This is a genomic window from Nocardia sp. NPDC088792 (genome assembly GCF_044750615.1).
Lineage (GTDB): Bacteria > Actinomycetota > Actinomycetes > Mycobacteriales > Mycobacteriaceae > Nocardia.
Map to the genome: position 1 here is coordinate 543,515 of NZ_JBIVKC010000005.1, position 20,515 is coordinate 564,029.

At 66.9% G+C, this 20,515-nt stretch carries 22 protein-coding genes; 18 read left to right on the top strand and 4 right to left on the bottom strand.

Annotation, left to right across the window (positions count from 1 at the left end):
* Positions 1-62: 62 nt before the first annotated feature.
* From ACIP5Y_RS34695 to ACIP5Y_RS34740, 10 genes are all read left to right on the top strand, one after another.
* Positions 63-677: a cysteine dioxygenase gene (locus ACIP5Y_RS34695; RefSeq protein WP_400356615.1), complete on the top strand. Its 615-nt coding sequence runs from the start codon at positions 63-65 to the stop codon at positions 675-677.
* Entirely contained in the window at positions 674-1,105 is a 432-nt protein-coding gene (locus tag ACIP5Y_RS34700; protein ID WP_397005338.1) for a rhodanese-like domain-containing protein, read from the top strand. Before ACIP5Y_RS34695 ends, ACIP5Y_RS34700 begins: the two co-directional genes overlap by 4 nt.
* Positions 1,106-1,320: 215 nt before the next feature.
* A complete protein-coding gene (gene lysS, locus ACIP5Y_RS34705; RefSeq protein ID WP_400356616.1) occupies positions 1,321-2,787 on the top strand; it encodes a lysine--tRNA ligase in 1,467 nt (488 codons plus the stop codon).
* A 117-nt stretch (positions 2,788-2,904) separates the two neighbouring features.
* The gene (locus tag ACIP5Y_RS34710; RefSeq protein WP_397005336.1) at positions 2,905-3,267 is read left to right on the top strand and encodes an Lsr2 family protein; all 363 of its coding nucleotides are present in this window, start codon (positions 2,905-2,907) and stop codon (positions 3,265-3,267) included.
* Positions 3,268-3,495: 228 nt separating this feature from the next.
* The gene (locus tag ACIP5Y_RS34715; protein WP_397005334.1) at positions 3,496-4,119 is read left to right on the top strand and encodes an FHA domain-containing protein; all 624 of its coding nucleotides are present in this window, start codon (positions 3,496-3,498) and stop codon (positions 4,117-4,119) included.
* A 135-nt stretch (positions 4,120-4,254) separates the two neighbouring features.
* The gene (locus ACIP5Y_RS34720) at positions 4,255-4,875 is read left to right on the top strand and encodes a DUF1772 domain-containing protein (protein WP_400356617.1); all 621 of its coding nucleotides are present in this window, start codon (positions 4,255-4,257) and stop codon (positions 4,873-4,875) included.
* A gap of 180 nt (positions 4,876-5,055) precedes the next feature.
* Entirely contained in the window at positions 5,056-6,015 is a 960-nt protein-coding gene (locus tag ACIP5Y_RS34725; RefSeq protein ID WP_400356618.1) for an esterase/lipase family protein, read from the top strand.
* A gap of 309 nt (positions 6,016-6,324) precedes the next feature.
* Positions 6,325-8,883 (top strand): ATP-dependent Clp protease ATP-binding subunit, encoded by a 2,559-nt coding sequence (locus ACIP5Y_RS34730; protein WP_400356619.1) that lies wholly within the window; start codon positions 6,325-6,327, stop codon positions 8,881-8,883.
* 123 nt (positions 8,884-9,006) lie between these two features.
* Complete coding sequence (locus ACIP5Y_RS34735; protein ID WP_400356620.1) at positions 9,007-9,795, top strand: phytanoyl-CoA dioxygenase family protein; 789 nt, start codon at positions 9,007-9,009, stop codon at positions 9,793-9,795.
* A 58-nt stretch (positions 9,796-9,853) separates the two neighbouring features.
* Complete coding sequence (locus tag ACIP5Y_RS34740) at positions 9,854-10,513, top strand: VWA domain-containing protein (RefSeq protein ID WP_400356621.1); 660 nt, start codon at positions 9,854-9,856, stop codon at positions 10,511-10,513.
* 16 nt (positions 10,514-10,529) lie between these two features.
* Here ACIP5Y_RS34740 and ACIP5Y_RS34745 read toward each other — a convergent pair whose 3' ends face one another.
* Together ACIP5Y_RS34745 and ACIP5Y_RS34750 are read right to left on the bottom strand one after the other, a co-directional pair.
* On the bottom strand, positions 10,530-11,192 hold the full coding sequence (locus ACIP5Y_RS34745; RefSeq protein WP_400356622.1) for a response regulator transcription factor: 663 nt from the start codon (positions 11,190-11,192) through the stop codon (positions 10,530-10,532).
* Between the two features lie 20 nt (positions 11,193-11,212).
* The gene (locus ACIP5Y_RS34750; protein ID WP_400356623.1) at positions 11,213-12,439 is read right to left on the bottom strand and encodes a sensor histidine kinase; all 1,227 of its coding nucleotides are present in this window, start codon (positions 12,437-12,439) and stop codon (positions 11,213-11,215) included.
* Positions 12,440-12,565: 126 nt separating this feature from the next.
* Here ACIP5Y_RS34750 and ACIP5Y_RS34755 point away from each other — a divergent pair, with 126 nt between their 5' ends.
* The 5 genes from ACIP5Y_RS34755 to ACIP5Y_RS34775 all read left to right on the top strand — a co-directional run bounded on the left by ACIP5Y_RS34755 (position 12,566) and on the right by ACIP5Y_RS34775 (position 16,795).
* Positions 12,566-13,486 (top strand): ABC transporter ATP-binding protein, encoded by a 921-nt coding sequence (locus ACIP5Y_RS34755; RefSeq protein ID WP_400356624.1) that lies wholly within the window; start codon positions 12,566-12,568, stop codon positions 13,484-13,486.
* Positions 13,483-14,379 (top strand): ABC transporter permease subunit, encoded by an 897-nt coding sequence (locus ACIP5Y_RS34760; protein ID WP_400356625.1) that lies wholly within the window; start codon positions 13,483-13,485, stop codon positions 14,377-14,379. The genes ACIP5Y_RS34755 and ACIP5Y_RS34760 overlap by 4 nt, the downstream gene beginning before the upstream one ends.
* A gap of 75 nt (positions 14,380-14,454) precedes the next feature.
* Positions 14,455-14,895, top strand: a complete 441-nt coding sequence (locus ACIP5Y_RS34765; RefSeq protein ID WP_400356626.1) for an SRPBCC domain-containing protein — start codon at positions 14,455-14,457, stop codon at positions 14,893-14,895.
* A gap of 52 nt (positions 14,896-14,947) precedes the next feature.
* Entirely contained in the window at positions 14,948-15,391 is a 444-nt protein-coding gene (locus tag ACIP5Y_RS34770) for an OsmC family peroxiredoxin (RefSeq protein ID WP_400356627.1), read from the top strand.
* Between the two features lie 141 nt (positions 15,392-15,532).
* A complete protein-coding gene (locus ACIP5Y_RS34775; protein ID WP_400356628.1) occupies positions 15,533-16,795 on the top strand; it encodes a DUF418 domain-containing protein in 1,263 nt (420 codons plus the stop codon).
* Positions 16,796-16,801: 6 nt separating this feature from the next.
* Here ACIP5Y_RS34775 and ACIP5Y_RS34780 read toward each other — a convergent pair whose 3' ends face one another.
* A complete protein-coding gene (locus tag ACIP5Y_RS34780; protein ID WP_397005308.1) occupies positions 16,802-17,113 on the bottom strand; it encodes an antibiotic biosynthesis monooxygenase family protein in 312 nt (103 codons plus the stop codon).
* Between the two features lie 113 nt (positions 17,114-17,226).
* On the opposite strand from ACIP5Y_RS34780, the gene ACIP5Y_RS34785 reads away from it, so the two are divergent.
* From ACIP5Y_RS34785 to ACIP5Y_RS34795, 3 genes are all read left to right on the top strand, one after another.
* On the top strand, positions 17,227-17,970 hold the full coding sequence (locus ACIP5Y_RS34785; RefSeq protein WP_400356629.1) for an alpha/beta fold hydrolase: 744 nt from the start codon (positions 17,227-17,229) through the stop codon (positions 17,968-17,970).
* Positions 17,971-18,049: 79 nt separating this feature from the next.
* Positions 18,050-19,222, top strand: coding sequence for an acyl-CoA dehydrogenase family protein (locus tag ACIP5Y_RS34790; RefSeq protein WP_400356946.1), 1,173 nt, complete (start codon positions 18,050-18,052; stop codon positions 19,220-19,222).
* 48 nt (positions 19,223-19,270) lie between these two features.
* A complete protein-coding gene (locus ACIP5Y_RS34795) occupies positions 19,271-20,083 on the top strand; it encodes an enoyl-CoA hydratase/isomerase family protein (RefSeq protein WP_400356630.1) in 813 nt (270 codons plus the stop codon).
* 15 nt (positions 20,084-20,098) lie between these two features.
* Here ACIP5Y_RS34795 and ACIP5Y_RS34800 read toward each other — a convergent pair whose 3' ends face one another.
* Entirely contained in the window at positions 20,099-20,377 is a 279-nt protein-coding gene (locus ACIP5Y_RS34800; RefSeq protein WP_400356631.1) for a DUF4190 domain-containing protein, read from the bottom strand.
* Between the last annotated feature and the right edge of the window lie 138 nt (positions 20,378-20,515).

Consider the following 20,515-nt stretch of genomic DNA (forward strand, 5'->3'; position numbering starts at 1 on the left):
CTCGGCTGTTGTCGAGGCTTCGTATAGCCCTCGACCACCACACATTCCTTGGAGTTTCGCTCATGCGGTCCTCTGTTCTCTCCCTTTCTGTTTCCGGGCACCCCGAGCCCGCCTCCCGGCTGCTGCCCGAGGTGACCGAGCGTGCCACCGCGTCCGCCCTCCCCACCCGGCTACGCCCCGCCGACCTGCTGCGCCTGACCGATGAGGGCGCCCAGGACGTGCTGGAGGGCCGCTACGACCACCTACTGCCGGACAGCGGCCTCTGGCCCACCGAAAACCGCTGGGCCACCAGGCTCCTCGCGGATGACGAGGTGGATGTCTGGCTGATCAGCTGGGTCAAGGACAAGTACACCGAATTACACGATCACGCAGGCTCATTGGGCGCGCTGACGGTATTGTCCGGCGCCCTCGCCGAATACCGCTGGAACGGCACCGACCTGCGCCGCCGCACCCTGGTGGCCGGCGATCAGGCCTCGTTCCCGCTGGGCTGGGTGCACGATGTCGTCCGCGCCCCCGACGAGGAAGCCGGCGTCACCGGCCCACTGAATCCCACGCTCAGCGTGCACGCGTATTCCCCGCCGCTGACGGCCATGTCCTATTACGAGGTCACCGGCCACGGCACCCTGCGCCGCACCCGTTCCGTTCTCACCGACCAGCCCGAAGGTGACCTCGAATGACCCACTTGACGATCGACGGCATGCTCGACCACGCCCGGCGGCAGTTGCGTCGCCTGCTTCCCATCGAATTGCCGCAGGCCATCGCCCGCGGCGCCATTCTGGTGGATATTCGGCCGCAGGCGCAGCGCCTGCGGGAGGGCACGCTGCCGGGTGCGCTGGTGATCGAACGGAATGTGCTGGAATGGCGGCTGGATCCGTCGAGTTCCGCACGGCTGGCGCTGGCTACCGACCATGACATCGAATGGATCATCGTCTGCTCGGAGGGGTACACCTCCAGTCTCGCGGCGGCTTCCCTGCAGCAGCTGGGCCTGCGCCGGGCGACCGATCTGGAGGGCGGATATCAGGCGTTGAAGACGGCCGGGCTGCTCATGGTCGCCCAGACCGCCCCGCATTTCGAACGTGAGGTGGCGACGCTCGCCTGGGTCTGAACCGGCCCTTTCCGCGCAAGTCCGCCCGCCCCCCGAACCGTCCGGTTCGGGGGCGGGTTTCCGTTTGCCCGGGCGGTGGAAAATTGAATTTCCGCCGCAGGATAGGCTTGAGTCCCGTGAGCACCCCCCACCCCCCTTCTCCCTCCGACACCACGCCTCCTGCCGAGAAAAATCGTGGTGTAGCGCCTGCTGCCGACCAAGACGTCCCGGAGCAGATGCGGATTCGCCGGGAGAAGCGCGAGCGGTTGCTGGCGGAGGGCCGCGAGGCTTACCCGGTGGTGGTGGATCGCACCCACTCGCTCGCGGAAATTCGCGCCGCATACCCGGATTTGGCGCCGGATACGCAGACGGGGCTGATGGTCGGCATTGCCGGTCGCGTCATTTTCGTCCGGAATAGCGGCAAGCTGTGTTTTGCGACGCTGCAGGAGGGTGACGGCACCCAGTTACAGGTGATGATCAGCCTGAACGGTGTCGGCGAGGACGCGCTGGCGGCCTGGAAGACCAATGTCGATCTGGGTGACTTCGTGTTCGTGCACGGTGAGGTGATCTCTTCGCGCAGAGGCGAATTGAGTGTCATCGCCGATTCCTGGTCGATGGCGGCCAAGTCGCTGCGCCCGCTGCCGGTGCTGCACAAGGAGATGAACGAGGAGTCCCGGGTCCGGCAGCGTTATGTGGATCTGATCGTGCGCCCGGAGGCCCGCGAGATGGCCCGCACCCGCGTCGCGGCCGTGCGCGCGCTGCGGAATGCGTTGGAGCGCAGGGGTTTCCTCGAGGTCGAGACGCCGATGCTGCAGACCATTCACGGTGGTGCGGCGGCCCGTCCGTTCGTGACCCACTCGAATGCGCTGGACATGGAGTTGTTCCTGCGTATCGCGCCGGAGCTGTTCCTGAAGCGTTGTGTGGTGGGCGGCATCGAGAAGGTCTTCGAGATCAACCGGAACTTCCGGAACGAGGGCGCGGACTCCACGCATTCCCCGGAGTTCGCAATGCTGGAAACCTACGAGGCGTACGGCACCTACGACGATTCCGCGAAGATGATGCGGGAATTGATCCAGGAAGTCGCGCAGGAGGCGTTCGGCACGCAGGTGGTGACACTTGCCGACGGCACCGAATACGATCTGTCCGGCGAGTGGGCGACGGTGGAGATGTACCCGTCGCTCTCGGAGTCGATCGGTGTGGACGTCACGCCGGAAACGTCCGTCGAGGAATTGCTGGCGCTGGCGGATCGAGTCGGTCTGGAAATTCCGTCGGGCAAGGGCTACGGTCACGGCAAACTGGTCGAGGAACTGTGGGAGCACGTGTACGGCGACAAGCTGTACGCGCCGACTTTCGTTCGCGACTTCCCGGTGGAGACCTCGCCGCTGACTCGTCAGCATCGCAGCAAGCCCGGAGTTACCGAGAAGTGGGACCTGTACGTGCGCGGCTTCGAACTGGCCACGGGCTATTCGGAACTCGTGGATCCGGTCATCCAACGCGAAAGGTTCATGGATCAGGCGCGTTTGGCCGCGGCGGGTGACGACGAGGCGATGCGGCTGGACGAGGACTTCCTCACGGCGATGGAGCACGGTATGCCGCCCACGACCGGAACGGGTATGGGTATCGACCGTTTGCTGATGGCCCTGACTGGTCACGGAATCCGGGAAACGATACTCTTTCCAATTGTGCGTCCGGCTGCTCGATAGAGTTGTGGGATTGCATTACCGAGGCCCGTTCTGGGACTATCGGAATTAGCGGTATTGTGGCGTCGGGTAATCGGCCTGACTATGCGGGTCGCACGATTTCGAGAGGACGTTCATCTCATGGCAAAGAAGGTCACCGTTAGCTTGATCGACGATGTCGACGGTGAGTCCATCGCGGACGAGACCATCGAGTTCGCTATCGATGGCGTCTCGTACGAGATCGACTTGTCGACGGCGAATGCGGCCAAGCTGCGGGATGGGTTGGAGACCTGGGTCGCGGCAGCTCGCCGGGTGAGCGGGCGTCGCCGGACCAAGGTGGCGGGTGCGCCGACCGCAGGCCCGAAGAACCGGGTCTCGATCGATCGCGAACAAAGCGCGGCCATTCGGGAATGGGCGCGGCGTAATGGGCACAAGGTGTCGGCTCGTGGACGTATCTCCGCGGACATCACCGAGGCTTACAACAAGGCTGCTGCGAAGAACTAGTCGCCGATTCGACTGCCGTCCGGGTGTTCGTGCGAACCCGGGCGGCAGTGGTTTTTCATACGCTTTGCGTATAACTCCGAAGGAACTCCGGGGGTCCGCGGGGGCACGCCCCTGAAACCCCCTGGACCCGCAAGTTCGCGCGATCTTGCTCGCGCCGGTGTGTGCGTGCACCATTGAATCTGTGCGGACGAAGTCACTGGCTGGAACTAGGGAAGAGGTATCGGCGCAGTGACCGCATTCCAGGGTTCATTCCTTCGGGTGAAGGATCACGAGGGCCGGCAGCACGAGCTGATGTTGTCGCCTGACCAGCCACGTATCACCATCGGCCGGTCGCCGCAGGCGGATCTGTCCCTGGCGTGGGATGTCGAGGTGTCCCGGTTGCACGCTACCGCTGAATATCTGGGTGCGCACTGGACAATTGTGGATGACGGGCTTTCGCGGAACGGCACTTTCGTAAATGGAGACCGACTGGTCGGTCGTCACCGCCTGCAGCCCGGCGACGTCATCCGCATGGGCACCTCCCGCGTCACCTTCCACGACTTCAGCGGCGCCGCAGGCGATATCACCCAGACCTCCACCGGTGGCCTGCCAACCTTGCGCTCGCTCACCGAGACTCAGCGCTCGGTCCTGATCGCCCTGTGCCGCCCGCTGCGCGGCAACGACGGCTTCGCCTCACCGGCCTCGAATCAGCAGATCGCGGCCGAGCTGTTCCTGTCCGTGGACGCCATCAAGACGCATCTGCGCGCCCTGTTCGCCAAATTCGGCGTCGAGGACCTGCCGCAGAACCAGAAGCGGGTCCGCCTGGCCAATCTGGCCATGCAGTCCGGCGTCATCTCCGAGCGGGATCTCTGACTCACTCTCAGGAGTGAGACGCACACGGATGTCCCCGAGCTTCTGAGCGATGTAGGTCGAGTCCCTGCTCCTGTTGACTGAAATCAGTGTTCACCCAGGCATTATCCGGGTGGCGGATCCAGTCAGGAGACAACGATGTTTGCACTTCGCACGGCCTCGCTGGTGGCGGCGACACTGACGACCGGACTGATCGCCGGAGTGTTCTTCGCCTACGCGACCTCGGTGATGACGGCCCTGGGTCAGGGCGATGACCGCACCTTCGTGGACGTGATGCAGCGGATCAACGTGGTCATCATCAATCCGTGGTTCATGTTCGCGTTCATGGGCGCGGTGGGCTTCACCGTGCTCGCGGCGGCCCTGCACCTGGGCAGGGGTGCGCGCACCACGCTGCTCTGGCTCGCGGTGGCGCTGCTGCTCAATGTGATCGCCTTCTTCGTGACCTCGGGGGTGAACGTGCCCCTCAACACGCAGCTCGCCAATGCCGGCGATCCCGCGCACATCGCCGATCTGGCCGCGGTCCGCGCCCACTTCGAAACGTCCTGGGTGCGTTGGAACATCGTCCGCGCGGTGATCCACACCCTGGCGTTCCTGGTGCTGATGGGTGCGCTGTTCGTCTCGGGCACCCAGCATGCGAAGGCCGCGGTCACCCAGCCTGCCCAGCAGGCGCGACCGGCCCAGCCGATCTACCCGGCACATCCGGCCCAGCAGGTGTGGGCGCCGATGCAGCAGCCCGGATTCCCCACGGGCCGACCGTAGTTCACGGTCCGATCCGGCGGTGGCCGGGACCCGATGTGCGGCAACACAAGCCGCCAGCGGGTCCCGGCCGCCGCCGTTTTCCTGTACTGGAACGAGTTGCAGAACCTACCCGCCAGTATTCCATCCTTCGTGCTTGTTTCCGTTTACGTTGTCGGAACGCGTTCTAGTTTGGGAGGGAACATGCGACGGATACTGCTGCGCCGATCGCCGGGATCACTGCTGCTCATGATCATCTTCGCGGTGCTCATGGCCGGAACGAGCGGCACCGCGCACGCGGAATACCCGGTCACATACAACTTCTTCTCGGGCATTCCGAACGAGCTGCTGAATCCCGGTGGCTCACTGCCCGGTTCGAACGACTGGAACTGCAAGCCGACCGCCGCACACCCCGATCCGGTCGTCCTGGTGCACGGCACCGGCGGTGGCGCGCAGACCAATTGGGGCGTCTACGTCCCGTTGCTCGCCAATGAGGGCTACTGCGTCTACTCGCTCACCTACGGTGCGCTGAACGTGCCCTGGCCGCTGTCGGCCATCGGCGGCATGCGCCCGATCGAGGAGAGCGCCGCCCAGCTCACCGGCTTCGTGGACCGGGTGCGCGCCGCGACCGGGGCCGCGCAGGTCGACATCATCGCCCATTCGCAGGGCAATATCGTCGCCGATTACTTCATCAAGCGGCTCGGCGGCCGCGGTGAGGTGAACAAGTTCGTCGCCATCGCGTCGCCCTGGCTGGGCACCTACGGGAATCAGATGGGCACGGTCCGCGCCTTCGCCGCCCGGCTGGGCATTTCCGGCGACACCGTGGACAGCGCGCTCGGCGCGGGCATCTGCCTGGCCTGCTCGGAGATGCTGGGCGGTGGCCGGTTCATGACCGACCTGAACGCCGACGGCGTCTACGATCCGTCGGTCACTTACACCAATATCGAGACCGCCTACGACGAAGCGGTGGTCCCGTACACCGTCGGCCTGGTGCCCGGTCCGGGCGTCACGAACATCCTCGTGCAGGACGGTTGCGCGAGCGATTACTCGGAGCATGCCGGCATCGCGGGCAGCCCGCGCGCGGCCGCCTTCGCGCTCAACGCGCTCGATCCGCGGCATCCGCATTCGGTGCCGTGTGAGTTCATTCCACCCCTCACCGGATAGGGGTTCCGAATCCGAACCGGGGTCCGGCCGCCGGCCGGGCCCCGGGTTTCGTTCCGCTGACCGGCGTGTTCGCTGTGGGCGTAGCCGAATCGGAAACGGTCTGCGCAACTGCCCCGTTATGAGTGAATGAGTCGTACTGTCGCCGCTTCGCAATAGGGTGGACGGACGACGGGCGAGACCCCTGGCAACTAGAGTGGAGGCCAGGGGGATGCAACCCCAGGGCTTCATGGCAGGCTGGCGACCAGAAGGGCAGCACAGGGTCTGAAGCGCCGGATGCCGTAGTAGGCGGAGCAGGAGAGTGAGGGAGCGATGTTCGAGAGGTTCACCGACCGCGCGCGGCGGGTCGTTGTCCTGGCCCAAGAAGAGGCCCGGATGCTCAACCACAACTACATCGGCACCGAGCACATCCTGCTGGGCCTGATCCACGAGGGCGAGGGTGTCGCGGCGAAGTCGCTGGAATCCCTTGGCATCTCGCTGGAGGGTGTGCGGTCGCAGGTGGAGGAGATCATCGGGCAGGGCCAGCAGGCGCCGTCCGGTCACATTCCCTTCACCCCGCGTGCCAAGAAGGTGCTGGAGCTGTCGCTGCGGGAGGCCCTGCAGCTCGGCCACAACTACATCGGCACCGAGCACATTCTGCTCGGTCTCATCCGTGAGGGTGAGGGCGTCGCGGCGCAGGTGCTGGTGAAGCTGGGCGCGGATCTCAACCGCGTGCGTCAGCAGGTCATTCAGCTGCTGTCGGGCTACCAGGGCAAGGAGCCGGTCGAGGGTTCGGGCTCGCGTGGTGAGGCGGGTACGCCGTCCACTTCGCTGGTGCTCGACCAGTTCGGCCGCAACCTGACCCAGGCCGCCCTCGAGGGCAAGCTCGACCCGGTCATCGGCCGCTCGAAGGAAATCGAGCGCGTCATGCAGGTGCTGAGCCGCCGTACCAAGAACAACCCGGTCCTGATCGGTGAGCCCGGCGTCGGTAAGACCGCCGTCGTGGAGGGTCTCGCGCAGGCCATCGTCAACGGTGAAGTGCCGGAGACGCTGAAGGACAAGCAGCTGTACACCCTCGACCTGGGTTCCCTGGTCGCGGGCAGCCGCTACCGCGGTGATTTCGAGGAGCGCCTGAAGAAGGTGCTCAAGGAGATCAATACCCGCGGCGACATCATCCTGTTCATCGACGAGCTGCACACCCTGGTGGGTGCGGGCGCGGCCGAGGGCGCCATCGACGCGGCCTCGATCCTGAAGCCCAAGCTGGCTCGCGGTGAGCTGCAGACCATCGGCGCCACCACCCTCGACGAGTACCGCAAGTACATCGAGAAGGACGCCGCCCTGGAGCGCCGGTTCCAGCCGGTCCAGGTGGGCGAGCCGACGGTCGAGCACACCATCAACATCCTCAAGGGTCTGCGTGACCGCTACGAGGCGCACCACCGGGTTTCCATCACCGATGGCGCCCTGGTCGCGGCGGCCACCCTCGCGGACCGCTACATCAACGACCGCTTCCTGCCGGACAAGGCGATCGACCTGATCGACGAGGCCGGCGCCCGGATGCGTATCCGTCGCATGACCGCACCGCCGGACCTGCGCGAATTCGACGACAAGATCGCCGAGGCGCGCCGGGAGAAGGAATCCGCGATCGACGCGCAGGACTTCGAGAAGGCCGCGCGCCTGCGCGACAAGGAGAAGCAGCTCGTCGCCAAGCGGGCCGAGCGTGAAAAGCAGTGGCGCTCCGGCGATCTGGATGTCGTGGCCGAGGTCGACGACGAGCAGATCGCGGAAGTGCTGGCCAACTGGACCGGTATTCCGGTGTTCAAGCTCACCGAGGAGGAGACCACCCGTCTGCTCCGCATGGAGGACGAGCTGCACAAGCGGATCATCGGCCAGGAGGATGCGGTCAAGGCCGTCTCCAAGGCCATCCGCCGTACTCGCGCCGGTCTGAAGGATCCGAAGCGTCCGTCGGGCTCGTTCATCTTCGCCGGTCCGTCCGGTGTCGGTAAGACCGAGCTGTCGAAGGCTTTGGCCAACTTCCTGTTCGGCGATGACGACGCGCTCATCCAGATCGACATGGGCGAGTTCCACGACCGCTTCACCGCCTCGCGGCTCTTCGGTGCCCCTCCGGGCTACGTGGGCTACGAGGAGGGCGGCCAGCTCACCGAGAAGGTGCGCCGGAAGCCGTTCTCGGTGGTGCTGTTCGACGAGATCGAGAAGGCTCACCAGGAGATCTACAACACCTTGTTGCAGGTCCTCGAGGATGGCCGGCTCACCGACGGTCAGGGTCGTACGGTCGACTTCAAGAACACCGTGCTGATCTTCACCTCGAACCTCGGTACCTCGGACATCTCGAAGGCGGTCGGCCTCGGCTTCGCCCAGAGCAATGCCGAGGGCTCGAACTACGAGCGGATGAAGCTCAAGGTCAACGACGAGCTGAAGAAGCACTTCCGGCCCGAGTTCCTCAACCGCATCGACGACGTGATCGTGTTCCACCAGCTGACCCAGGATCAGATCATCCAGATGGTCGACCTGATGATCGGCCGCGTCGCCAAGCAGCTGAAGAACAAGGACATGGAGATCGAGCTGGCTCCGCAGGCGAAGAGCCTGCTGGCCAAGCGCGGTTTCGATCCGGTGCTCGGTGCGCGGCCGCTGCGTCGCACCATCCAGCGCGAGATCGAGGACCAGTTGTCGGAGAAGATCCTCTTCGGCGAGATCGGTCCCGGTCAGGTCGTGGTGGTGGATGTCGAGAACTGGGATGGCGAAGGCCAGGGCGAGGCGGCGAAGTTCACCTTCAGCGCCAAGGCCAAGCTGACCAAGAAGACCGACGAGGCCGTCGAGGACAAGCCGGTCGCCGCCCTCGCGGGTGACGCCCCGGCTGCCGCCTCGGGCGAGTAGGCAGTACGAGCGAAGGCCCCGTTCCCCCTTGGGGAGCGGGGCCTTTCGCGTACCGCGGGAAATTCGGTGGCGAGTATCGGTGGCTCCCGGTCATTCTCGGAGCAGCCGATACGAAAGGACCGCATGCTCACCGACGATCAGGTCGCGGCATTCATCTCCGAGGGTTTCGTCCGCCTCGAAGGCGCGTTTCCGCGGGACGTGGCCGCTGCGGGCCGGGAAATCCTGTGGCGGGCAACCGGATGCGATCCGGCGGATCCGGCCACCTGGACCCGGCCGGTCATTCGGCTCTGGGACCGGGCGGAGGAGCCCTTCGCGCGCGCCGTCACCGCGCCCGTGTTGCTCGAGGCCTTCGATCAGCTGGTGGGCGCCGGTCGCTGGTTCCCCCGGAAGAGCCTGGGCAGCTGGCCGATTCGCTTTCCGAGCCCGGAGCCGCCCGGTGACACCGGCTGGCATGTCGATGTGAGCTTCCCGGGCGATGCCGCGCCGGACGACTACCTCAGCTGGCGGGTGAACGTCTTCTCCAAAGGCCGTGCCCTGCTGATGTTGTTCCTGTTCTCCGATGTGGACACCGACGACGCGCCGACCCGCATCCGGGTGGGCTCGCATCGGCGGCTCGCCGCGGCCCTGCAGCCGTTCGGTGCGGAGGGGACCACCATGTTCGATCTGCACGACTTCTACACCTCCCTGGACGATCTCCCCGAGGCCCTGGCCACCGGCAAGGCCGGCGACGTCTACCTCTGTCATCCCTTCCTGATCCACTCCGCCCAGCCCAATCGCATCGGCCGCCCGAAGTTCATGGCGCAACCGCCGCTGCTGCTGCGTGAGCCGTGTGTCCTGGACCGCCCGGACGGTGGGTATTCGCCTGTGGAGCAGGCCATCCGGCGTGGCCTGGAAAATGAGGAGGCGGTGTAGTCCCGCGCGGGTACGGTGGGGGTCGTTCGCACGAATCGACTCCGGGGGGAGCCACCACATGACGAATCCTGACCGCACTCTCATTGCGGTACTACTGGACCGGTCCGGGTCCATGCAATCCATCAAGTCGGACACCGAGGGCGGGTTCGCCGCCTATATGGAGCAGCAGCGCGAGGTCCCGAAGCGGATCGAGGTCACTCTCGCCCAGTTCGATACGGAATACCAACTGGTGTACGCGAATCGGCCCCTCGCGGAGGTGCCGCCGCTGAACCTGCAGCCGCGTGGCATGACCGCTCTGTACGACGCGGTCGGCCGCCTGGTCACCGATACCGGGGCCGAATTGGCTGCGCGCGGTGCGGATGACCGCCCGGGCACGGTGATCGTCGTGGTGCTCACCGATGGTCACGAGAACTCCAGTGCCGAATGGACGCACGATGCCGTGAAGGCGTTGATCACTCAGCAGCAGGAGGTCTACAAGTGGAATTTCCTGTTCCTCGGCGCGAACATGGACGCGGTCGCGATCGGCACCCGGATGGGCTTCTCCCCGACGGATTCGATCACCTATGCGGCTGCGCCCCAGGGTGTTTCGGGTGTGTTCCGGGCTGCTTCGGCGTATTCGGCACGCTTGCAGGAGGGGCCGGAGGCGCGGTCGCACGCCCGGCGCGGTAAGCGGGGTTTCACCGATGCGGAGCGTCAGCAATCGAATCCGGGCGAGTAGCCCTGCCGGCGCGGCGCTATTGCCAGCCCGGTCGCACCAGTCCGGATTCGTAGGCCATGACGACGAGCTGGGTGCGGTCGCGGGCATTGAGTTTCAGCAGGATTCGGCTGACGTGGGTGCGGGCGGTGGCGGGGCTCATGTAGAGGCGTTCGGCGATTTCGGCGTTGGTGAGGCCCTCGGCGACGAGGATCATCACCTCGCGTTCACGTTCGGTGAGTTCCGAGAGGGTTTCGGGTGGCGCGGGTTTGGCGTGGGTGGCGAATTCGGCGACGAGCCGCCGGGTGACGCTGGGGGAGAGCAGGGCGTCGCCGCCGGCGACCACCCGGACGGCCTTGAGGAGGTCGGCGGGTTCGGTGTGTTTGACGAGGAATCCCGTGGCGCCGGCGCGCATGGCCTCGAACACGTACTCGTCCAGTTCGAAGGTGGTCAGTACGACCACTTTCACGGTGGTGAGGTCGGCGTCGGCGGCGATGGCGCGGGTGGCGGCGAGGCCGTCGAGGACGGGCATGCGGATGTCCATGAGCACGACGTCGGGTTTGAGTTCGCGGGCGAGCCGCAGGGCCTGTTCGCCATTGTCGGCTTCGCCGATCACGTCGATATCGTCCTGCGCGTCGAGCAGGGCCACGAATCCGGCGCGGACCAGCGCTTGATCGTCGGCGATGACTACCCGGACTGTCATGATGCTCCCGTCTGCCGTGCTCAGGCGGCGGGTTCGGGGTGGGCGAGGTGGGTGGGCAGGCGGGCGGCGACGCGGAAGCCGCCGTCGGCCTTGGGTTTGGCGGAGAGCTGGCCGCCGAGGGCGCTGGCGCGTTCGTTCATGCCGGTGATGCCGTGCCCGCCGGTGGGGGATTGCGGTGCGGGTTGTTTCTCGGGCCGGGTGTTGTCGATGGTGAGCTGCAGTCGTTCGGCGGAATAGTGCAGGGTGACAAGCACACTCGCGCCGGGTGCGTGCCGGACCACATTGGTGAGGGATTCCTGCACGATGCGGGCGGCCGCGACGTCGACGACGGCGGGGAGCCGGCGGGGCCCGCCGGTGACCATGGTGTGCACCACGAGTCCGGCGGCGCGCGCGGGTGCGGTGAGGCCGTCGAGGTCGGTGATGCCGACGGTGGGTGTGGTGGGCGCGGCGATGATGCCGGTGCCGGCGCGGATGGAGCCGAGCAGCGCGTGTACCTCGCCGAGCGCGTCCCGGCTGGCGGTCTTGATGGCGGCGAGAGCGGTCGCGGCCTGTTCGGGTTTGCGGTCGAGCAGTTCCAGCGCCACCGAGGATTGCACGTTGATGAGGGACAGGCTGTGGGCAAGGACATCGTGCAGGTCGCGGGCGATGGCGAGGCGTTCCTCGCTGGCGTGTTGTTCGCGTTCGGCGAGTTCGCGGGCCTGTTCGGCGCGTTCGCGCTCCCGCTGCGCCTGTTCGTTGCGCCGGGCCTCCTCTTCGCGTTGCCGGCGTGCGGTCATGGCGGCGTTCCGCTGCCGGAGGCCTTCGGCGGCGGCCACCAGGACGACGAGCCAGGCGAGCAGCCCGAATTCCTGCCAGGAGCCGGTGTGGTATCCGCGCCAGTGCGGGACCGGCCACACCATGAGCAGGTAGCCGACGGCGACGAAAGGATAGGTGTACCAGCGTGATCCGCGGACGGCGGCGCTGAGGAACCCGATGACGAGGGAGATGAATATCGGCCCGTAGCCGTACCCGACCAATAGGTATGCGACGGCGGCGGCCAGCGTCCCGTAGAACACCGGTACGGGGTAGCGGTGGCGCACCGCCAGGAGCAGTGGACCGGCCACGAGCAGCGCGTATCCCAGGGGGTCGAGTTCGCGCGGCACGTTCGCGTGCCGATTGGCCAGCGTCCCGAACAGGAGCTGGATCGCGCCGACGGCGACGGCCGGCAACACGTCCCGGCGTATCAGCCATCCCCCGCGTATGTCCATAGCTGCACCGTAGCGCCGTATACCCCGGAGTGGCACCGTGTCACGCCGAAATACGTGCGGATACGTATGCCGGATAGCGCTGTGCGGCGGATGTTTTACCGCGCCGCCACGCCGAGTCTTGTAGGTATGAGCGAAGCAGCATCCGAGGCCACCGGCAGCGCGATCGTGGCCACCGACCGGTTGACCAAGCGTTACGGCCCGCACGCCGCCGTGGATGCCGTGAGCATGCGCGTCCAGCGCGGCGAGATCTACGGTTTCCTCGGCCCGAACGGGGCGGGGAAGACCACCACCTTGCGCATGCTGGTCGGCCTCATCCGGCCGACGTCGGGTGCGGCGCTGGTGCTGGGCAAGCAGCCGGGTGATCCGGATGCGTTGCGCCGCATCGGCGTTCTCATCGAGGGTCCGGGTTTCTACCCCTACCTGTCGGGCCGCGACAATCTGCGGGTGCTGGCCCACTACCGTGGCGTCGGCCGCCCCCAGGTCGAGGATGTACTGGCCCGGGTCGCCCTCCGGGACCGCGGTGACGACAGGTTCCGCACCTATTCCCTCGGTATGAAGCAGCGCCTGGGTGTCGCGGCAGCCCTGCTCGGCAGCCCTGACCTGCTGATTCTCGATGAACCAACGAATGGCCTGGATCCGGCCGGTATGGCCGAGATGCGGGAGCTCATCACCGGACTCGCCGCCGACGGGCACACCGTCGTGCTGTCCAGTCACCTGCTCAGCGAAGTGCAGGAGATCTGTGATCGCGTCGGCGTCATCGATCGGGGGAAGCTCCTGGCCCAGTCCACGGTGCGGGAATTGCGCGGCGCCGCAACGCTGCTGGTGCGCGCCGATCCGCTGGAACTGGCCTTTCCGGCGGTGCGCGCGGTGGTGGGGGATCGGTCCGCGCTGCTGACCAGCACCGGCATCAGGGTGGATGCCGGTGTGGTGCAGGCGCCCGCGGTGGCGCGTGCGGTGATCGAGTCCGGCGCGGATCTGCTGGAACTGCGCAGTGACGAAAAGTCCTTGGAAGAAGTCTTTTTCGAGATGACGGAGACGGCGAAATGACCGACCTGATGACGAGAGCCCGCGCCGCCGCTCCGGCGAGCGACTGGGCCGGCCTGGTGGCGAGTACCCGCGCGGAACTGCTGCGCCTGCGGAAGTGGCCCGCGTTCTGGATCGTGCTGGGCACCTGGATCCTGCTGAACCTCACCTTCGCCTACCTGTTCAACTATCTGGCGTACACGACCGGCAGCAGTACCCGCATGTCGGACGGCCAGCCCAAGGCCGTACTGCTGCAGCAGATGCTGCCGGCGGCGGTCCCGGAGGTGTACACGCAGGGCATGGCCATGTTCGGTGGCGCGCTCATGCTGGTGCTGGGTGCGCTGGCGGTGGGCAGCGGATACGGCTGGGGCACTTGGAAAACGGTGCTCACCCAGGGGCCCTCGCGGTCGGCGGCGGTCGGCGCGGTGGTGCTGAGCCTGGCCTTGACGGTGGTCGCGCTGGTGGTGACGGCCTTCGTGGTCGATACGGGCGTGGCAGCGGTCATCGCTGCGACACAAGGACAGTCGCTCGCCCTCCCGTCCGCGGGGCGTATCCTGCTCGGAATCGTCTCGGGCACCGCCATTCTGGGCATGTGGACGCTGGCCGGCGGCCTGGTGGGCGCGATCGCCCGCGGTCCGGCCCTGGCGGTCGGACTGGGCCTCGTCTGGGTACTCGTGGTGGAGAACCTGCTGCGCGGCGTGGCCGAGGTCTTCTCACCCATCAAGGCGATCACCGATCACCTCCCCGGCACCGCGGCCGGCTCCCTGGCGGGCTCGCTGCGCACGGTCAGCGGCGAGGCCACACCCGGGGTACTGCACATCCTCTCGCGAGGTGAGTCGCTGCTCTGGCTGGCCGGCTACGCCATCCTGTTCGCAGCAGGCACGGTGTGGCTGATCCACCGCCGCGATATGGCGTGAGCCTGCCGCGAACCGCCCGCCGCCGCAGTCACCAATCCCGGGTGACTGCGGCGGCGGGCGGTATGGTGCTCGGCCATGGACGTTGCGCCGATCCGGCCCCCTGATCTTTCCGCGCGGCCGTTCTTCCTGGTCGCGGAGCGCATCATGGCGGCTTCGCCCGTCGAGTTGTATCGGATGGCCACTCAGCAGTTCGGGTTGTGGTTCGCCGATCCGGGTTCGGTGCTGATGCGCGCCGAGGTGAATCAGCCGTTCTTCTTCACGGCGGGCGGTGGTGTCCCGCATTACGGGCGGTTCCTGCGTCTGGTGCCGGACGGCTTGGTGGAGCTGTCCTGGGTCACGCATGCCACCGAGGGTGCGGAAACCGTTCTCACCGTGGAGTTCTCGGCGCACGGCGCGGGTACGGCCCTGCTGCTCACGCATGCGGGCTTCCCCAGCGCCGCGGTACGTGACCGGCACGAGAAATCCTGGCCTCGGATCCTGGAACGCTGGGATCATCGCGCCGCCGCCACCGTCTAGCGCGGGGTAGGTTCGAGGCCATACGGCTTCTCACCGAATCGAAAGGACAGTGATGCCTACACGTACCGCGCGCACCGCTTGGACCGGCGGCCTGCAGGACGGCTCCGGTCAGGTCGAGCTGGTCAGCTCCGGTGTCGGCAAGTACGACGTCTCGTTCCCGAAGCGCGCCGCCGACAATGCCGACGGCACCACCAGCCCCGAGGAGCTGATCGCGGCCGCGCATTCCTCCTGCTACGCCATGGCGTTGTCGGGTCAGCTGGCTAATGCGGGCGCCACGCCGCAGAGCCTGGATGTGACCGCGGAGGTCACGCTGGGCCCGGATCCGGCGGGCGGCTTCCGCATTTCGAAGATCAAGCTGACGGTGGCGGGCCGGGCGACCGGTATCGACGCCGCGGGCTTCCTCACCGCCGCCGAGGCGGCCAAGGCGGGCTGCCCGGTCTCCAAGGCGCTCTCGGGTGTGGACACCATCGAACTGGATGCCACCTTCGAGGCGTAGGTCGTTGCCTCTCCGGGCGTAGTGCTCGTGGTCCCCGGCTGATCCGATAGTTAGCCGGGGACTAACCATTTCGGCTATTTCTGGCTGGAATTACCGATTTCTGCTGGCCGTATCTCCATTTATGCCCATAACCTGGCATTCATGGGAGCCGCGACCGCAGTGGAGAAATCCGAATCCGAGCATGCCGGGAATTCGCTGCCGCGCATTCTCGCGCTCGATGCGGCACGCGGTATCGCGGTGCTGGGCATGTTCGCCGTGCATGTGGGGCCACCGCCCGAAGGCCCCGGATTCCACTGGTTGTCGCTGTTCGAGGGCCGTTCGGCGGCCCTGTTCGCGGTGCTGGCGGGGGTGTCGCTGGCCCTGCTGTCCGGCGGCGACCACCCTTACACCGGAATCGCGGCCCGCCGCAGCGTGATTCGCATCGCGTCGCGCGCGGTGCTCATCTTCGTGCTGGGTCTGGTGCTGGCGCAATTGCATTCGGGTATCGGGATCATGATCATCCTGGCCTACTACGGCGTCTATTTCCTGCTCGCCCTGCCACTGCTGCGGCTGAGTGCGCGCACGCTCGCCCTGCTCGCCCTGGTGTGGGCGATCGCGGGGCCCATCGTGTCGTTCGTGATCCGAAGTCATATGGAGCAGAACCAGTTCGGCGGTCATCCGGTGTTCGAGATGTTCACATCCCTGTCGGGTCTGCGGGAGATGGCGGAGATGCTGTTGCTGACCGGCACCTATCCGGCCATCTCGTGGATGCCGTTCGTGCTGGCGGGCCTGGCCATGGGCAGACTCGGAATTCGTTCCCTGCGTGCGGTTCCGGTGGCCGCGTCGGGTGCGCTGCTGGCGCTGCTCGGTTACGGCGGGTCGTGGCTGATCCAGCATCCCGGTGGCGGCCGGGCGCATCTGGTCGACCTGCTCACCCAGGGTATGGCCGAGGCGGGGGTGACCGATTTCGATCCGGGCCTGATCATCGACGTGGGCGGTTTCGGCTCGGTGTCCACGACGAGCTGGTGGTGGCTGACCGTGGCCTCCCCGCACAGCGGCACCCCGTTCGAGGTGCTCGGTGCGACCGGTACGGCTTTCCTGGTGATCGGCGTCCTGATGGCCGTGACCCGGTTCGCGGAGCTGCCGCTGCGCCCTCTGATCTACGCGGGTTCCTGCGCCCTGAGCCTCTACATCCTGCAGATGATCGCGGTCCGGGTGCTGGTGCCGATGCCGGTGGACCCGGATGCGCAGGTCCTGCCGGGTGGCCTGCACGGCCCCGGCTGGGAACTGCTGGCGCTGCTGGCGATCGGGTCACTGCTGCTGGCGACCTTGTGGCGCAGCGTCTTCCGCCGCGGTCCGGCGGAATGGCTGCTGCACAAGGTCACCCTGTGGCTCACCGACGTGCTGGCGCCGGTGCGCGCTTAGCGCGGCTCAGTTGTTCTTGGCCGCCACGTCGAGCACTACCTCGAACTCCAGCAGCGAGGCGCCCGTGGCGACCGGCTGCCGGGCCTGACCGGCATGCGCCTCGCGGGCCGGCCCGTCCCGCCACGCCGCGAAGGACTCTTCGGAATCCCACTGGGTGACAACGAAATACCGGTTGTCGCCGGAGACCGGGCGGAGCAGCTGGAAGCCGAGGAACCCGGGCGAGTTCTCGACCGCGTGCGCCCGCGCCGCGAAGCGCTTCTCCAGCTCAGGGCCGGCGCCCTCGGGAATCTCGATTGCGTTGATCTTGACGACTGCCATGCGAGCGAATCTACCCCCGGGCCCCACCCTTCCCCCCTCGCGCCCGCCGCGGCTCCCGCGGCGAGCGCACTCGTCTTTCGCGGCGGATTTTCCGCGTCGTATCGTTCGAGGTGATGTTGTACGACGAAGGCGGCGCCGGCGTTCCGATCCTGCTGCTGCACGGTTTGATGGGCAGTGCCCGCACCTGGCGGAGCCAGCTGGACTGGATTCGCGAATACGGGCATGTGTACACGTTCGATGCCGCGGGTCACGGCCGTCCGGCGCCGCGCGAACCGACCACGGAGGCCTTCGTGGCCGATCTGGCGGCGGCCACCGCGGAGATCACCGAACCCATGGTGGTGATCGGTCATTCCATGGGCGGCCTGCACGGCTGGATGTTCACCGCGGCGCATCCGGATCGGGTGCGGGCGCTGGTGGTCGAGGATATGGCCCCGGATTTCCAGGGCCGCACCGCGACTCATTGGGCGGCCATGATCGCGGCGTGGCCGCAACCGTTTCCGGACGAGGCGGCCATGCTCGAATTCTTCGGCCCGGTCGCGGGCCGGTATTTCATGGACTCGTTCATCCACGGCCCGGATGGTTACCGCCTGCACGGCGAGGTCCCGACCTTCCGGGATATCTCCGAGGAGTGGGGGACCCGCGACTTCTGGGCGCAGTGGAAGTCCATCACCGTCCCCGTTCTGCTCCTGGAGGGTGAGTACACCATCACGCCGCCGGGTCAGATGCGGCAGATGGCCGAGGTGCATCCGGCTGCCCGGCATGTGGTGGTACCGGATGCCGGGCATCTCGTGCACGACGATCAACCGGCCGCGTACCGGGCCGAAGTGGAAGGGTTCCTGGCCCGCGTCCTCAAATGAAGGCGGCTGCCTTCAGTCTTCGGGGTGAACCGTCGTATGCTCGGGCGCGACGCACCCCAATGACGGAATGGTGACCACGATGATCGACTTCTCGATACCCGCCGACCTCGCTGCCGAACGTGATCGGGTCCGGCAGTTCGTCATCGACAAGATCGTTCCCTTCGAGCGCGACCCGCGCCTGACCGCCCACGGCCCCAATGACGAATTGCGCCAGGAAATGGTCGAATTGGCCCGCAAAGAGGGCCTGCTGACCATTCAGGCCCCCAAGGAGCTGGGCGGCCGCGGTCTCACCCACGTCGAGCAGGCGGTGCTGTACGAGGCTGCCGGCTGGTCCACCCTGGGCCCGGTCGCCATGAACTGCGCCGCTCCCGACGAGGGCAATATGTTCCTGCTCTCGAAGATCGCGAACGAGCGGCAGGTGGAGGCCTACCTGCAGCCGGTCATCGACGGCAACCAGCGTTCCGTCTTCGCCATGACCGAGCCCGGCGGCGCCGGCTCGGACCCCGATCAGCTCGCCACCGAGGCCACCTTCGACGGCGAGAACTTCACCGTCAACGGCCGCAAATGGCTGATCACCGGCGCGGACGGCGCGAAGACCTGGATCATCATGGCCCGCCTGGCCGCCAACCCGCACCTGCCCGAGGGCCCGACCCTGTTCCTCACCGACGGTGATCAGCCGGGCATCGTCATCGAGCGGATCATGAACACGATGGACCGCAATTACGTCGGCGGCCACGCGGTCGTGCAGTTCGACGATCTGGTGCTGCCCCGCGAGTCCGTGCTCGGCGAGACCGGGCAGGCCCTGCGCTACGCGCAGCTGCGTCTCGCGCCGGCCCGTCTCACGCACTGCATGCGCTGGCTCGGTGCGGCGGAACGCGCGCAGGCCATCGCGGTCGACTACGCCAAGACCCGCACGGCGTTCGGTAAGCCGATCGGCGAGCATCAGGGCGTGTCGTTCATGTTGGCGGACAACGAGATCGCGCTGCATCAGTGCCGCCTCACCATCTGGCACGCCTGCTGGCTGATGGATCAGGGCCACAAGGCCCGCCACGAATCCTCGATCGCCAAGTCGTACGTGTCGGAGGAACTGTTCAAGGTGGCCGACCGCTGTGTGCAGGTGCTCGGCGGGATCGGCATCAGCGATGAGACGGTGGTGGAGATGATCTTCCGCGATATGCGGGCCTTCCGCCTCTACGACGGCCCCACCGAGGTGCACAAGTACGCCATCGGGCGGCAGATCTTGCGGGGATAACCGCTGTACCCGGGCGTGCCGTGGGTGGCATGACTAGGATTTACCGGCATGAGTTCGGAACTGCACGTGGATGTCTCCGGTGGCGTCGCGGTGCTCACGCTCAATCGGCCCGCCCAGCAGAACGCGGTCACTCCGGCCATGGCGTCGGATCTCGGTGCGGCGCTACGCCGTTGCGACAACGACGATGCCATCGGGGCCGTGGTCGTGACCGGAACTCCGCCCGCGTTCTGCGCGGGCGCGGATCTCTCGTTGCAGGTCGGTGAGGTCAGGGGCCTCATCGACCCGCCACCCTTCAAGATCAGGAAGCCGGTCATCGCGGCGGTCAACGGGCATGCCGTCGGTATCGGCCTGGAGATCGCCCTGCAATGCGATATCCGGTATTTCGCCCGCGACGCCGTGTACGGCCTCAACCAGGTTCGCCGCGGCGCCCTGCCCGGCGGTTACGCGCATTGGACCCTGCCGCGCCTGATCGGTAGCGCCCGTGCCGCCGATCTGCTGCTCACCGGCCGTACTTTCGACGGCGAGGAGGCCAAGGCGCTCGGCCTGGCCAATGCCTGCCTGCATGCCGCCGAGGTGCTGCCGCAGGCCCTCGAGGTGGCGCACGATATCGCGCAGGGTTCGGCGCCGCTGCCGGTGGCGCTGTCCAAGCGCCTGCTGTGGGAGGCGCCCACCATGGATCCGGAAACCGTGGGCCGCTTGGAAACCGAACTCAACGACTACGTGGCCAAGAGCTCCGACGGCGGTGAGGGCGTGGCCGCGCTCAAGGACCGCCGCCAGCCGAAGTGGAACGGCAGCGTCAGTTCGGAATGGCCGGCCTGGGACGCGATCACCGGTTCGGGTCCCCGCCCGGGCCTGGACTGAGCGGGTGCGGGCGCGTTACCCGTGCCCGCCGATGGTCAGCAGCAGGGCCAGGATCGCGGTGCACACCATCAGGATGGTGCCGATGATCCCCAGAATGTGCCCGACCATGACCTGAATGCGGCCACCTTGTGCGCCTCCGGACGCGTCGATCTCGTTCAGTGCCCGCCGTCCCAGCACCCAGGCGATGGGTCCCAGGATTCCGCAGCAGAACACGCTGAGCGCCCCCAGCAACAACACCGCCGTCGCATACTCGTGCTCGACGGGATTCCCGATGGGCTGCTGAGGTATGACCACCGCCCGATTTTACGGTCGCACCCCGCCCCGGGCACCCTGACGCGCGGTGTTTGCTTGCGCCACTTCGCCGATGGCTCCGCGACACGCCACCGGATCCGCGGTATTCGCCCACTTCGCACCCGTGAAACGCGAATGCGC